Source organism: Vibrio sp. 10N.261.55.A7, from assembly GCF_002877365.1.
Classification (GTDB): Bacteria; Pseudomonadota; Gammaproteobacteria; order Enterobacterales; family Vibrionaceae; genus Vibrio.
The window spans coordinates 1-15,066 of record NZ_MCWZ01000068.1 but is presented as its reverse complement, the minus strand read 5'-3'; the positions used below and the strand labels follow the sequence as shown (position 1 = coordinate 15,066).

Sequence of the window (15,066 nt, the reverse complement as noted above, 5' to 3'; positions counted from 1 at the left end):
ATCTAATTTTGTGGACAAACCTTTTACATTTAAGACTAGTATTAGCCTAACTTAGTGTTACCCATCTTATCTCAAAGGAAGAGAGTGAATGAAGTTTAAGCTATTTCCCTTACCGCAACGCCTTCTTACATCAATGATAGCTGTTAGCTCATTGATATGCGGTACTTCGTATGCTGAATCATTACCAACCTTATCCAAACAAAGAGCGCTTTATCAGAAGGCTCAAGACTTACTGGATGACAAGCAGGTCACGCAATATCTGAAAATGCGTGGTCAAATCGCGACCTATCCTTTGACTCCCTATGTCGATTACCGAGCATTCTTGGCTGAACTTTCAACCAAGTCACCGTTTCAGGTTAATGAGTTTATTCAAACGTACAAAAACTTCCCTTTCTCTTATCGTATTCGAGCGCCTTATTTAGATAGCCTAGCGGCTCGAAGCGACTGGAAGACATTTTTGGAGTTCCAAACTCAGCCGCCAAAAGGAGAGAGTTACTTATGCCACTATTACTACGCTCAGTCTCAAGCAGGGAGTAAAGAGGTTGCATTTAAAGGCGCTGAAAAACTTTGGTTGAGTGGCGACAGTGTTGAAGATGCTTGCGACCCTCTTTTTAAGGAGTGGGATAACGCTGGGCATTTGACGGATCAGTTAGTCTTAGACCGCATGTTGCTGGCTTTTAAAGCAGGTAACGGTGGGTTGATGGGGTATCTTGCAAAGCAACTGGAAGGCAGTGCTGAAAAGGTGCAAGCCAGTGCGATGAAGTCATTGTACAGCAACCCTGAATCGGTTGTTTCTTTTGCGAAGAAGCATGACGTCAACGTGTTCAATCAATTGCAAAGTGGGTATGCGGTAAGGAAATTAGGTCGAAAAGATGTAGAGAAAGCGCAAGGTCTATTCGAACAAGTGGTCAAAGCTCAGGCATTCACGCAAGAACAAGCGCAACAATTGGCGGATTTTCTTTCATTTCGACTAATTAACACGGAGTCAGACGCTTTAGCTGATTGGCGTGATGAGGTGATCAAAACCACTCAGAATCGTTCTTTAATCGAACGCAGAATCAGGCTGGCGATTCAGCATGCGGATTGGCAAGGTATCCAGCAGTGGTCGTCTTTATTGCCAAAGTCCTACTTACAAGTGCCTCGTTGGCAGTATTGGTTGGCTCGTTCAGAGATCGCGCTTGGGGACTCAAATGATGGTTATGCCCGTTTAGAAAAAATCATTGGCTTGAGAAATTTTTACAGTGTGGCTGCGGCCAAAGAAATGAATCAATCGATTCAATATCCAGTTTCGACAATAACTTTGGATAAAGAGGTGATCCAACAACACAAGCCTGCATTAATTAGAATTCAAGAGTTGATCGATCTGGATAAGATCACCGCAGCAAAAAGTGAATGGCGATGGTTGTTACAGCATAGTGAGGGAGAGGAGAAGGAGATGCTTGCGGCTTATGCCTCTACACGTAAATGGCATCATTTGTCCGTCACGGCTTCTATATCGGCAAAAATGTGGGATAACACGAGCATTCGCTTCCCGATAGCCCATCAGCACTGGTTCAACTTGTATGCCGATAAACACAATATCGATCCCATCACTTTGATGTCATTAGCAAGACAAGAAAGTGCACTCGATAGCGAAGCGCGTTCACCTGTTGGTGCGAGGGGAATCATGCAAATCATGCCGGCAACTGCAAAGTATACGGCTAGAAAATATCAGCTTAGCTATCTGGGCAAAAATGAGCTTTACGAGGTGGGCAAAAATATAGAGATTGGCAGTCATTACCTTGATGGATTGTTAGAGCAGTATGATAACAATCGAATATTCGCTCTAGCGGCGTATAACGCAGGGCCTAATCGAGTCAAACAGTGGCGCTCTAGGACTGACGAAAAGCTTGACGCGTATGCCTTCATAGAGGCGATTCCATTCAAAGAGACAAGAGGGTATGTGCAAAATATTTTAATGTTTGAAACATATTATCGTGACTTGATGGGGGTGGATGGAGCATTTCTCAACGAACATGAAATGAAAACAAAATATTGATTCCAATGGCGTTTGAAGGCTCTACAATAGAGGCTGTATTTTTAGAATGAGTATGGATATGTCATTGGACCCTCAATACAGCGATTGGCAACAGTTAATGGACCTTATTAAGCGAGCGGCAGATGAAGGTCAGCATGAGTTAGTGCTGACCTTACTGATGACTTCTGATGAGAGAGATGCTTTATTAGCGAGAACCAATATTATTTATGAGTTGTTGAAAGGTGATCTTTCACAGAGGCAAGTAAGCCAAATGCTTGGAGTGGGTGTCGCGACAATCACTCGCGGTTCAAACGAGCTTAAAGCAAAAACAGATCAAGAAAGAGAAAGCATTGCCAAGCTTCTAGAAAAATAAGAAGCGAATAAGGCAGTTAACAGGACAGTGAGAGCGGCCAAGACTAAAAACAAGGGGGGAGGTTGAGCTCCTGAGGTCTATGGTGATGTCTAGATCTTTTTCGAGCCACTCTCAATTAAACTCTTTAGTCTGAAACGTTTTCCATCTTCAGTCTTACAGGTTGCTCGGAAAGTGTTCCGGATTAACAAAGGGAATGAGTGCCAATATCAACGCTTGATGATACACGCTGCTTCGGCTGAGGCTATCTTGAGTCAACAACCCTATCGCCCCACCTTTTTGCTTTATATTCTGAGTGCCAAATACCTCATCCATAACGTCACCTAGCTCGTTGGCGTTTTCTAGTTTTTGGATGACTTCTGGAGGCAGCATGAGGCTTGCGGAGCGAGATTCACCTCTGTGAGTATTGGATTCAATTACCATCCATGCAAATGTTGTGTTGTTTTCAATACCAGCCTCTAAGCCGACATAGTAATCCGCATTCGGCTGCGCAAACTTGGCGTTTTCTACGCGATTGAGAGCACCTTGATGCGTCTCATCATTCGACATGGGTTGATCTTCAACGCCACTCGGTACAGAGATCCCCTCAAATTCAAACGATACATCACGAAAGCACTCGTTAAACGCGCTCTCTACCGCTCTTATTTTGGCTGGATTAAGCGAAGCTATGATGACTTTGTTGTTCACAGGTATTTTCCTTTATTTCTTCTTGTATATTCTCGCGCCAAATCCTGAGTTCATCTAATGATAAGGGCTTGGCAAAATGGAAACCTTGCATGTAATCGCATTGGTAGGCTGATAGCCAGTAGTGCATCTCTTCATTTTCAATACCTTCAGCGGTCACAACCATAGATTGTGAATGACATAAATCGATTAAAGGCTTAATGACTTTTTCATTTCCTGTTTTTATCAACGTTTCTAAGAAAAAACGATCCAGCTTGATTTTTTGAACAGGATATTGAACTAAGTGAGTGATTGATGTGTAGCCGGATCCAAAATCATCAATCGCCAAGCGATAGCCTTGAACGGTCAATTCATGAAGAAGAGGGAAGCTTTGAGAATCACCGGCAAAGGTTTCAGTAATTTCAAAATCAATTAAATGCGGTTGCACACTTTGTTCGCTTGCCTCTTGCTGAATAAACTTCGCTAACTGGAGTGAATCTAACTCCGCTGATGAAAGGTTAATGGCTAGCTGCACGTCATACTCAAACAAATCTTGAATGAAGTTAAAGTCTTTAAATGCGGCCTGTATGACCCAGCGATCTATTCGACCAAAAAGACCGGTTTGCTCGGCAATAGGAATAAACTCACTTGGCGACACGACACCAAGTTTAATAGAGTTCCAACGCAATAATGCCTCGACACCAGCGACATTCGCCCCTTCTCGATCAAAGTAAGGCTGATAGACAAGATAGAATTCGTTCTCAATGTCTCCATTCCTAAGCGCTCTCTCGATTTGAGTACGGCGCTTAACGACTTGATCCATCTCTTTAGAGTAATAGCCAATTTGATTCTTTCCGGCTCTTTTGGCTTGATACATGGCGGTATCGGCCCTAGAAATTAGAGAATGGATATCCTGACCATCTTTAGGGTAGGTCGCGATACCGACACTTGCCGTAACGGGAAAGCTTCCAAGAAGAGAGTCATGGTTTTTCTGAATGGGCTCTAACAGCTTGTCAGTAAATGTTTTAATGATATGGCTTTCACTGTCAAAGTGTTTTGAGGAGATGAAAATGGCGAACTCGTCGCCAGATAAGCGAGAAGCCAAACATTTCACTTTATGCTTAGTATGGAATTCGTTACTAAGAGCTTGGATATGGTGAGCAAAATTCACCAGTAGCTTGTCACCTACGGTGTGGCCGTACTTATCATTCACATATTTGAAATTATCAAGGTCGATATAAAGAATCCAAACCTGTTTATTCGCTCGTTTATGTGAAAGAGCACGCTCTGCCAACTGGTGAAACTGGTGTCGATTCGCCAGTTGGGTTAGGTGATCATTCTCAGCGAGCGCCTTTGTTTTCTGATACGTGGTGGTTAGCTCTTGATACATCTCATGAAAACGTCTTGAGAGATGAGCTATTTCGTCGTCACCTTTTAACTGAATAATATTCTTGCGTTGGTTGTTTTCGACTTCAAGTAACTGATGATCGAGCCTTGAAATGGGGCTGATAACATGACGATAGAGTAAGAAGGTCAGAATGAGAACCGTCAGAAGAGATGAGACCCCAAATGCTGTGGCTAGGCTCTTACCCATGGAATAAATCTTGTCATTAATGAGGAAGTGGGCAGGATCCAAGGTGGCGTAGAAGTCATCCTTAAGTTTTACTGTTTGGGTCAATTCTGAAGGATCTGGAATGAGCAATTCAGGGATGACGGAATCTTCAGTGAAAAATATACTACTTTTTGTATCGAACTCTATCTGCTTACGTAGCTGATTGAAGGCATTAAGAGAAACAGAAACCACGACGAAAAAAATCTCTCCTTTGTCATAGTTAGTGGGTGCTTTTAAGCTGTCTCTATCAAGTACATCATAACGAACTAGGACGCCTTCGCCTTGAGAGTTTTGCGTATAGCCGATATGAGTAGAGTGCTGTGTCGTAGTATAGATAAAATCGGTATAGGCACGGATTTTAGGATCGAGTGTCTCCAATTCATCTTTTTTGCTATCAACGAAGAAGCGCTCTTTACGGTTACTATCGAGTATGGCAAGGCGACCATTGACATCCACACCTGATTGAAGAGATGTGATAGAACGCTTTAGGTTGTCGACGAGCTCTATATCTCTATATGGGCTTCGTTCATTGTGAAAATAGTATCGAATGATGTCGCTTTTCGTCAGGGTATAAGAGTAGCTATTTAGAACGGAAACAGAGTGTTTAAAGTGGCCCGCCAGCTTTTCCATATTAAGCTGAAGATAACTTTGTTCTCTTTTGAGTAGAGCGTCCTTTTGACTTTCGAATATAGAGAATCCAGAAATAGCAGCGCTGATGGCGATAACAGGTGCGACAAGAAGAAGTATTCGAGTATTAAGCTTCATAGTGTCTTATCCACAGTAAGACCTATGGTAGCCCAATATTTTGGTGTCATCCTTAACATCATAATAGTGAGTTAAACCTTGTATGCTGAGTTTTGTCTATCAATACAGGTCAAATTTTTATATCCATTAAAAAAGCTGACCTTTATTGAAAATCCATTAGAATCAAGCATTCTACGGATTGCGTATTAAAGTGTCAGCTTTTACAGCTAAATATTAGACAGGTGTATTATTATTGAAGCTTTACTTGGGTTGGCTTTACATTCTCTGTCGGATAGCAGCCCAGTACTTTTAGATGCTTAGTAATTTTGGTTAGCTCCTGTATGGCTGATTGCATATGTTCAGAATCGAGATGAGCTTGCAGGTCAACGTAGAACATCTCTTCCCAAGGGTTGCCCAAGATTGGACGAGACTCTAGTTTCGTCATGTTAATGCCATAGCGTTGAAGGATTAATAAACTTTCTACCAGTGAGCCCGCTTTTTGTGACGTAGAAATGATGAGTGTTGTTTTAGCCGGGATCTGTTGTGACACTTCAACCGGCTTACGCGCAACGACTATAAAGCGAGTGTGGTTTTCGGTTTGGTTAGCGATATTGCCCTGAATTGGTTGAAGACCATAGATCTTGCCACTAGACGCATTCCCAATGGCTGCAACGTCCGAGCGATTTAGCTGTTTTACTTTTTGCATGGCATCAGCAGTACTGGCGCAAGACTCTAATGTTACCCCTTTTAAGCGGTTTAAAAACTCGCTGCATTGCTGGTGAGGCTGGGGATGCGAATAGAGCGTTTTAATTTCTTCTATTCGTATATCGGTAGTCGCAACGAGGCAGTGCTCAATAGGCTGGGTAAGTTCACCCACGATGTACAAGGTTGTATGTTGCAGTAAGTCATAGACTTCATTAATTGAGCCAGAGCTGGTGTTTTCTATGGGAAGAACACCGTAGTCGGCATGGCCTGATTCAACGGTGCTTGTAATGTCACGGAAGTTTTCACAATTTAGTTCAACGAGTTCAGTATTTTTTCGGCTGAAAAACTCCCTGCTGGCCAGGTGAGAGTATGACCCTTGTGAGCCAAGGAAAGCGACACGAGCTAGTGGCTTACGACACTCTAGTGGGTTTGCCAAGTTTTGTAGGTAAGCTTGTTGCAGTAATACAGAGTCTTCAATGATGGTGTGGAAAAGCTTGGTGATGTATGGAGCATCTAAGTCGTATTTCTCTTGGCCATTGTTGATAAGTTTAACTAAAAGTTGTTGCTCTCGGGCTGCATCTCGAACGGGCTTCGATGTTTCGACTTTACTTTTCGCGACCTCAATACTCATCTTACGACGCTCAGAAATTAAACTGAGTAATTGATCGTCTAATTCGTTGAGGCGATTACGAATTTCTTCCAGTGAGTATTGTTTATCTGTCATGAATATTTCCTTTATAAAAAAGCCTCCCATTTGGGAGGCCTTCTGTTCGTTTTTGACTTATCTTCTACAAACGCTCTAGCCTCCAAAAATCATTGGAGAAAAAAGAAGTCAAAAAAGCACAGTTGAATTTGCATAGTGGTCACTTACGAGTGAATATTTAAACACAATAAGCAAGCAAGCTTAGAGCGTCAAGCAAAAAAATAGCGCTTTCCAGCGCTATTTTTTATTTGGTTGAGAATCTGGTTATTCGACTTCTTCTTCTAGTTCTGGTTTTTCAGCTCGACGTGCTTCTGGCTTATGTCGTAGCTTGTTTAACTGGCGTTCTATTTTTTGTTCAACCTCATTAACGGCAGTGTATAGATCTTCATTTATTGCTGAAGCAACGAGCTGTCCTTTCGGTACGGTAATGACAGCTTCAAATTTTTTCTGTCTGTTTGGCTCTTCGCTAAACGTTGTTTGGCATTTTATAATGTCTACTTGCCACTTCTGAAGTTTCTTAAATTTACTTTCTATGTGCTCACGGATTGCAGAGGTGATTTCGATATTTTTACCAGTAATGTTTATTTTCATAGATATTTTCCTCTGAGACATCCCTTATGGGTTAACCTCAGATTACTAATCTGATAAGAAAATAATGTGATCTTCGTTAACTTTATTGGTCGATTTATATTAGTCAAAACTAAATGTGATCTTACGCAAAGAGTGCTTTTGTTGGTGCTAAGAAAAGCTTGTTATTTAAAGAAAAATAGTTAAATTGGTAGAGGTAGCACGCAAAATACTTTCCGATTTTTGGGGCACTTTTACAGCCTTATAAACCTTCCTGCTCTCTTTACTGCCATTACATTCCAATGACTTCCTCACGTGTTCTCGTTGAAAACTTCAACTCTGCTTAAAATTACAACAATATACAATCTAACTGAATATCGGCTGAGTGACCTTTATTGGGCTTCAATAGGCAGTAAATTGGCCGATGTGACACTTGCGTTTCTTTCTGCTCTCAATTGCTCTAGCGCTGAGAGTTGCTTATAGACAACAAAGTATCGATTGATATTGGCAACGTATGAAACGGGTTCTCGTCCAATATTCCGTCTTGTTATGATTTCAACATTTTTGAACCAGACATTAGGGTCATAGCCATGTTTTTGGGCTAGTCTTCTCATTTTTCTGATGTTGGCAGGGCCTGCGTTGTATGCAGCAAGAGTAAAGTAAACTTGATCGTCTTCTTTAATATCGTCATTGGTAAAATAACGGTCTTGTATGAAGCGCATATACTTAATGCCCGCATGAATGTTGTTATCAACCTTTTGAATGTTAGGGATATTTACGTTGGGATCTTTCGCGGTACTCGGCAAAACCTGCATGACGCCTACAGCGCCTTTGTGGGAGACTTTAGACTGATCTAAGCCTGATTCTTGGAAGCCTTGAGCAGACATCATTAACGGGTCAAACTCGTATTGCTCTGAGTAAAGCTCAAAGACTGAGTACAAGGACTCTAGTCGCTCAATTTTCTTAGGATTAAGCAATCGTGCTAACCAACGCGTGTCATCAATGTACTTACTGTAAATCACGTTGCCTAAGAGCGTACCTGACCGAGAAGATCGAAGAAATTGATCCGTAACTTCTTTTAATTCTGGGCTGTCTTTTCTCATAGCCCATGCTATTTCACCATTTTCTCTCAATGGCAATTCAGAATGGACTTGCAGGTTTTCTAAAGTGTTCATCCATAATTCGGCTTTGTGACTGTCCAAAACGGTTGCCTTAATATGACCTAAGTTAATCATCTCCATGAGTTCGTAGTCTTGAAGCGTTTCTTCAATGAACTGGATAATGACGGGAGGTTTACCAAGGGCGTTAAGTTGACCATTAAGAGTTTGAAGGCTTTCAAAGTAACTAGAACTCGCTCTTACCCATATCTCTTTACCACTGAGTTGTTCGATTGTTTTTAATTCTGGCACTGATTGTTTCGTGACGATTAGCTCGCTGACATTTCGGACTACCGGGGAACTAAAATCTATGTGTTGCTTTCGCTTTTCTGTAATGGTGAGATTGGCAACGGCTAAATCACCATACCCATTCTCGATAGAGTGCAAGAGGTCATCTCTATGAATTGGGATAACTTGTAGATTCAAGTAGGGAGATTGTTTCTTTAATTGCTTTTCGAAATGATAAAGAAGTTCGGCAATGATTCCTTTTGGGCGTCCTCCTTCGATGTAGTAAAAACCAAGATCGGCGGCAACGAGCACACGAATAACGCCTTTGCTTTTAAGTTCGTTAAAATCACCGGTGTAGGGTTTTTTTTGTAGTGGAGATAGCTCTAATGCGGCGCCTGTAGGGGCCGTCATCACAAGAATTATCAATAATAGCCATTGGTGGCATCTTAGCGTCACAATAAGTCATCCTTTACTGATTGATAGTATAAGGGTAAGACGAAAAGTGAGCATGAGCAAATATGGGTATAAAAAAACCGCTTTAATAATAAGCGGTTTTAAATCATAAGTTTAATTGTCTTACTTATTGAGTTCGATGAGCTCTTTCGTTCGTTGAACCGACTCTTCAAGCCCTAACTCTTCATACGCCGTCAGTTGAATCTCTAACGATTTTCGCGCTGCTTCAGTATCAGGGTAGGTCTTTTGCAGCTCTTGACTACGATTGATCGCCGCTATCCACGCTTCACGTCTCAAATAGAAATCAGCAGTGGCCAGGTCATAATCCGCTAGGCGGTTTTTTAGAGCATGCATACGCTTTTTAGCGTCGGCTGCGTACTGGCTGTCTGGGTAGCGTGTTAAAAGTCGATCAAAGTCAGCGAAAGCCGATTTCACTGGCTCTGGATCTCGGTCACTGCGATCAACATTGAATATATCGTGCATAAAGTTGCGGTCTTGTGCCATGTGCGTCAGGCCACGCATGTAAAGAACCCAGTCAAGTTTGTCATGCGTTGGGTTGAGTCGGTTGAAGCGTTCTATGGTTGCTAAACCTAATGCAAGGTCATCATTCTTGTAGTAAGCGTAAATAAGATCGAGTTGTACCTGCTCAGAATAGGCACCGAATGGGTAGCGTGAATCAAGTGCTTCTAGCTGTTCTATCGCTGAAAACCAATTCCCTGAACGCAGCGATGATTGAGCTTCAGAGTAAAGCTCTGCAGGTGGTACATCAGGAACAATTTCGTCACTGCTTGAGCAACCAAATAGCATTGTAAGAGCAAGTAGACCGGATAACGTATAGTGTTTCATGTCAGGAGCTGATTCCTTGAATTAAATATTTCTTAAGCTTCCGTTACTTTCTTCTTCGTAACAGATACAATGGCGCTTATTTTTCCACAGTCGTGAGCATTAGTCTCACTGTTTTTGAAAAAGTTCGATATGGCCCAGCAGATAGAATTAACAAATACCGTAAAAGATAGCCAGCTTGGCCAAAGATTAGACCAAGCTGTCGCTGAATTGTTCGCCGACTTCTCTCGCTCAAGAATTAAAGAGTGGCTTTTGGCAGGAAAGATTCAAGTGGATGGAGAGGTGATAACTAAACCTCGAGTCAAAGTGATGGGCGGTGAAGTGATCACTGTTCAAGCTGAACTGGAAGATGAGCAGCGATGGGAAGCGCAAGATATACCATTGGATATCGTCTATGAAGATGACGATCTACTGGTTATCAATAAACCTCGTGATTTCGTTGTTCACCCAGGCGCAGGTACACCGGATCAGACCGTGTTAAACGCGTTGCTTTTCCATTATCCAGATATCGCTGAAGTACCACGTGCGGGTATTGTTCACCGTCTTGATAAAGACACGACAGGTTTGATGGTGGTTGCCAAAACAGTCCCTGCTCAGACTCGTCTAGTTCGTGCCTTGCAGAAACGAAAGATCACACGTGAATATGAAGCGATTGCCATAGGCAAGATGACGGCTGGTGGCAAAGTTGATCAGCCAATTGGTCGTCACTCTACCAAGCGTACTTTGATGGCTGTCGCGCCAATGGGGAAACCGGCGGTAACGCACTATCGTGTCGCTGAACACTTCAGAGAGCACACGCGCATTCGACTTCGCCTTGAATCTGGCAGAACACACCAAATTCGTGTGCATATGTCTTACCTTCAGCATCCGTTGTTAGGTGATACCGCTTATGGTGGGCGAGCTCGCATTCCAAAAGAAGCAAGTGAAGAAGTGACAGAAATGATTCGTGGCTTTAATCGCCAAGCTTTACACGCGGTAATGCTTCGCTTTGATCATCCGGTTACTGGTGAAACGATGGAGTTTCATGCTCCTGTTCCAGATGACATGGTCGAAATTACTGAAGCACTGCGTGAAGATGCGAAGCTAAACCACTCTGAAGACTATTAATGAACGTTGTCATCCCCAACTGGAAAGTACCAAGCAATATTAAAGCTGTTGCCTCAACCCGTTTAGGTGGTTTTTCTTTACCACCTTACGATGGTTTGAATTTAGGTACCCATGTTGGGGATGATAGAGCGACGGTCGAAAAAAACAGAGAAAAATTTGCTCAACATTGTTCGATGCCCACCCCTCCTATTTGGTTAAATCAAACCCACTCCACAGAGATTGCGAATGTGAGTGATTCTACACTGGAAGTATTGGAGGCTGACGGTGCAACCACTCGAGTACCGAATGTTGTATGCAGTGCAATGACTGCGGATTGTCTTCCTGTGTTATTAACCAATGATCAGGGAACTCAAGTAGCAGCAGTACATGCTGGCTGGCGTGGCTTATCTAATGGGATTTTAGAAAAAGCAGTTGCTCAGTTTGACGAGCCAACTAGTGTTATCGCTTGGTTAGGCCCGGCAATAGGTTCTACTGCCTTTGAAGTTGGTGAAGATGTTGTAAGAGCATTTACCCGTGTAGACAGCAGTGCTGAATGTGCGTTTTTACCTCGTACAACGCCTAATAAATGGTTCGCCAATATGGACATGCTCGCTCAGCAGCGTTTAAATCGAATTGGGGTCAATAGCATCTTTTCCAGTAATTTATGCACTTATGATATGGAAGAGCAATTTTACTCTTATCGACGTGATGGAGTGACAGGTCGACAGGCCGTATTTATTTGGATTGATAGATCCTAAAAGCAACGTTACATCCACCCTTACCCTATTTATCTCTGTCTGTGTTTTAGTTCAAATCAAGAGATGAGATAAACCTTCACCTTTTCGAATTGATCCTCATACAACCCTTGAAAACCTGAACCTAAGTAGCCATCTTTTTAGTTAATTAGTGATTAACTTAGTTAATGGAAAATAGGTTATGCGTCTCGATCGATTTACTAGTAAGTTTCAAATTGCCATTTCTGATGCTCAATCTTTGGCATTGGGTCGTGATCATCAATACATCGAACCCGTTCATTTAATGGTTTCTCTTCTGGATCAAAATGGCAGCCCGATACGCCCCTTATTGACCTTACTGAATGTAGATGTGCCTCATTTACGTTCAAAACTCAGTGAAATCCTAGATAAATTACCGAAGGTAAGCGGTATTGGTGGTGATGTTCAGCTATCTAGTTCGATGGGTACTTTGTTCAATATGTGCGACAAAGTTGCTCAGAAGAGACAGGATTCTTTTATATCTTCGGAAGTCTTTCTGCTTGCTGCTCTCGATGACAATGGCGCATTAGGTGCATTGCTAAAAGAAGTGGGTTTGACTGAACAAACAGTAAGCTCGGCCATCGACAAAATACGTGGTGGGCAAAAGGTCAATGATCAGAATGCAGAAGAGTTACGCCAAGCTCTGGAAAAGTTCACTATCGATCTTACTGAAAGAGCAGAACAAGGTAAGCTCGACCCGGTTATTGGCCGAGATGATGAAATAAGAAGAACCATCCAAGTATTGCAACGCAGAACAAAGAACAACCCTGTAATCATCGGCGAACCAGGAGTAGGCAAAACCGCAATAGTTGAAGGGCTTGCACAGCGTATTATTAATGGCGAAGTACCAGAGGGTTTAAGAGGCAGGCGCGTCCTTTCTTTGGATATGGGGGCGCTGGTGGCTGGGGCTAAATATCGTGGTGAATTCGAAGAGCGGCTCAAGTCGGTACTTAATGAATTGGCTAAAGAAGAGGGCAATGTGATCCTCTTCATTGATGAGATTCATACGATGGTAGGGGCTGGTAAGGGCGAAGGCTCGATGGATGCCGGCAATATGCTCAAACCAGCGTTAGCGCGCGGGGAGTTACATTGTGTAGGAGCGACAACGCTAGATGAATATCGTCGTTACCTGGAGAAAGACCCTGCGCTAGAACGTCGCTTCCAGAAAGTAATTGTGGAAGAGCCTACTGTCGAAGATACCGTTGCCATTTTACGTGGATTGAAAGAACGCTATGAGCTTCACCACCATGTGGAAATTACTGATCCGGCAATTGTCGCAGCTGCAAGCTTGTCTCACCGATACGTTTCTGATCGTCAATTACCAGATAAAGCCATTGACTTAATTGACGAAGCGGCATCAAGCATTCGTATGCAGATAGATTCAAAGCCAGAATCGCTTGATAAGCTAGAACGTAAGATTATCCAGTTAAAAATCGAGCAGCAGGCACTCAATAATGAACTCGACGATGGTAGCACGAAGCGACTTAGTGTCATTGAAGAAGAGTTACATGATAAAGAACGAGAATTTGCCGAGTTAGAAGAGGTTTGGAATGCAGAAAAAGCGGCATTATCAGGTACCCAGCACATAAAGTCAGAACTAGAGCAGTCTCGAATGGATATGGATTTTGCCCGTCGAGCGGGTGATCTTAGCCGAATGTCTGAACTTCAATACGGTAAGATTCCAGAGCTAGAAAAACAGCTCGACCTTGCAACTCAAGCCGAAATGCAAGAAATGACGTTACTTCGCAACAAAGTCACGAATAATGAAATAGCAGAAGTTCTGTCTAAGCAAACGGGCATACCCGTATCCAAAATGTTGGAAGCGGAAAAAGAGAAACTGCTACGAATGGAAGATGTCTTGCACAATAGAGTGATAGGGCAGAGAGAAGCGGTTGAGGTGGTTTCGGATGCGATTCGAAGAAGTCGAGCTGGGTTATCAGATCCGAATAAACCCATTGGTTCATTCTTATTTCTAGGGCCTACAGGCGTTGGAAAAACGGAGCTTTGTAAAACACTGGCGAACTTCATGTTTGACAGTGAAGATGCAATGGTGCGAATAGACATGTCCGAATTTATGGAAAAGCACTCTGTTGCAAGACTTGTTGGTGCGCCTCCTGGTTATGTTGGGTATGAAGAGGGCGGGTATATAACAGAGGCAGTGCGTCGTAAACCTTACTCCGTGATTTTACTCGATGAAGTAGAAAAAGCGCATCCGGACGTTTTTAATATTCTATTGCAAGTATTGGATGATGGGCGATTAACTGATGGGCAGGGCAGAACGGTTGATTTCAGAAACACTGTTGTCATTATGACGTCGAACTTAGGTTCAACTAGAATACAAGAAAACTTCTCTACGTTAGATTACAACGGAATTAAAGATGCGGTAATGGAAGTCGTGAACAAGCACTTTAGACCTGAATTTCTGAACAGAGTCGATGAAAGTGTTGTTTTCCACCCACTAGGTAAAGAGCATATTAAATCTATTGCCTCTATTCAGCTTGAGCGATTAGGGCAACGGATGGAAGAAAGTGGTTATCGATTAGATGTTTCTGAAGAAGCACTTGAGTTTATTGCTAAGGTTGGTTTTGATCCGGTTTACGGTGCGAGACCTTTGAAGCGAGCGATACAGCAAAGTGTTGAGAACCCATTAGCAAAAGCTATTTTGGCTGGAAAAGTAAATCCAGAGAAAAAAGTGAAGTTGCTTGTTAAAGGTGAACGAATCATAGCTAGCCAGTAAAATTACTCATATAAAAAGGGAGCTTGTGCTCCCTTTTTATACTAATTCTGTACGTTCTGGTTAAACATTAAACGAACGCGCTGAGTTTTTTATTTTATTCCATAAAAGCTATTGCGTCTTAACTTTCTCTCCTTATAATGCGCTTCCACTGACACGGTGCAAGCCACAGGCTTTAACGATGTTCTGTAAGATGGTTGTCCTGAAGATTTAATTTTAAAAAGTGTTTGACACTTAAGGTTAAATCGCTAGAATTACCGTCCGCTTACAGAGGAACGCCTCGATAAGCAACGCTCTTTAACAATTTAAACCTATCAATCTGTGTGGGCACTCGTTGATGATAATCCAATTAGAAACTTCTCTTGATAAAGAGCGGCTTCAAATTTGGTTTCAATGAACTGAGTGACCAAT

General features: G+C 42.5%; 11 protein-coding genes and 1 other annotated feature. Of the genes, 5 read left to right on the top strand and 6 right to left on the bottom strand.

Translation table 11 applies throughout. The annotated features are described in order from the left end of the window. Nucleotides 1-133 precede the first annotated feature (133 nt). On the top strand, nucleotides 134-2,038 hold the full coding sequence (sltY, locus tag BCU12_RS05395) for a murein transglycosylase (RefSeq protein WP_241909752.1): 1,905 nt from the start codon (nucleotides 134-136) through the stop codon (nucleotides 2,036-2,038). A gap of 58 nt (nucleotides 2,039-2,096) precedes the next feature. Beyond that, entirely contained in the window at nucleotides 2,097-2,390 is a 294-nt protein-coding gene (gene trpR, locus BCU12_RS05390; protein WP_102403333.1) for a trp operon repressor, read from the top strand. A 153-nt stretch (nucleotides 2,391-2,543) separates the two neighbouring features. Here the strand turns inward: trpR and yjjX are convergent, their stop codons facing one another. The 6 genes from yjjX to bamD form a co-directional block, all read right to left on the bottom strand. Further along, nucleotides 2,544-3,080: an inosine/xanthosine triphosphatase gene (gene yjjX / locus BCU12_RS05385; protein WP_102403332.1), complete on the bottom strand. Its 537-nt coding sequence runs from the start codon at nucleotides 3,078-3,080 to the stop codon at nucleotides 2,544-2,546. After that, nucleotides 3,043-5,427, bottom strand: a complete 2,385-nt coding sequence (locus BCU12_RS05380) for an EAL domain-containing protein (RefSeq protein ID WP_102403331.1) — start codon at nucleotides 5,425-5,427, stop codon at nucleotides 3,043-3,045. The genes yjjX and BCU12_RS05380 overlap by 38 nt, the downstream gene beginning before the upstream one ends. A 229-nt stretch (nucleotides 5,428-5,656) precedes the next feature. Beyond that, entirely contained in the window at nucleotides 5,657-6,835 is a 1,179-nt protein-coding gene (pheA, locus tag BCU12_RS05375; protein WP_102403330.1) for a prephenate dehydratase, read from the bottom strand. 12 nt (nucleotides 6,836-6,847) lie between these two features. Beyond that, nucleotides 6,848-6,970: a sequence feature (Phe leader region), on the bottom strand. Between the two features lie 108 nt (nucleotides 6,971-7,078). Next, complete coding sequence (gene raiA / locus BCU12_RS05370) at nucleotides 7,079-7,405, bottom strand: ribosome-associated translation inhibitor RaiA (RefSeq protein WP_102403329.1); 327 nt, start codon at nucleotides 7,403-7,405, stop codon at nucleotides 7,079-7,081. 368 nt (nucleotides 7,406-7,773) lie between these two features. Further along, a complete protein-coding gene (locus BCU12_RS05365; protein ID WP_198599259.1) occupies nucleotides 7,774-9,177 on the bottom strand; it encodes a lytic transglycosylase F in 1,404 nt (467 codons plus the stop codon). 165 nt (nucleotides 9,178-9,342) lie between these two features. Beyond that, nucleotides 9,343-10,065, bottom strand: a complete 723-nt coding sequence (bamD, locus tag BCU12_RS05360) for an outer membrane protein assembly factor BamD (RefSeq protein WP_102403327.1) — start codon at nucleotides 10,063-10,065, stop codon at nucleotides 9,343-9,345. A 129-nt stretch (nucleotides 10,066-10,194) separates the two neighbouring features. On the opposite strand from bamD, the gene rluD reads away from it, so the two are divergent. The 3 genes from rluD to clpB all read left to right on the top strand — a co-directional run bounded on the left by rluD (nucleotide 10,195) and on the right by clpB (nucleotide 14,658). After that, nucleotides 10,195-11,169: a 23S rRNA pseudouridine(1911/1915/1917) synthase RluD gene (gene rluD / locus BCU12_RS05355; protein WP_102403326.1), complete on the top strand. Its 975-nt coding sequence runs from the start codon at nucleotides 10,195-10,197 to the stop codon at nucleotides 11,167-11,169. Then, nucleotides 11,169-11,906, top strand: a complete 738-nt coding sequence (pgeF, locus tag BCU12_RS05350; RefSeq protein WP_102403325.1) for a peptidoglycan editing factor PgeF — start codon at nucleotides 11,169-11,171, stop codon at nucleotides 11,904-11,906. The genes rluD and pgeF overlap by 1 nt, the downstream gene beginning before the upstream one ends. 178 nt (nucleotides 11,907-12,084) lie before the next feature. Continuing rightward, complete coding sequence (gene clpB, locus BCU12_RS05345) at nucleotides 12,085-14,658, top strand: ATP-dependent chaperone ClpB (protein ID WP_102403324.1); 2,574 nt, start codon at nucleotides 12,085-12,087, stop codon at nucleotides 14,656-14,658. The last annotated feature ends 408 nt before the right edge of the window (nucleotides 14,659-15,066 follow it).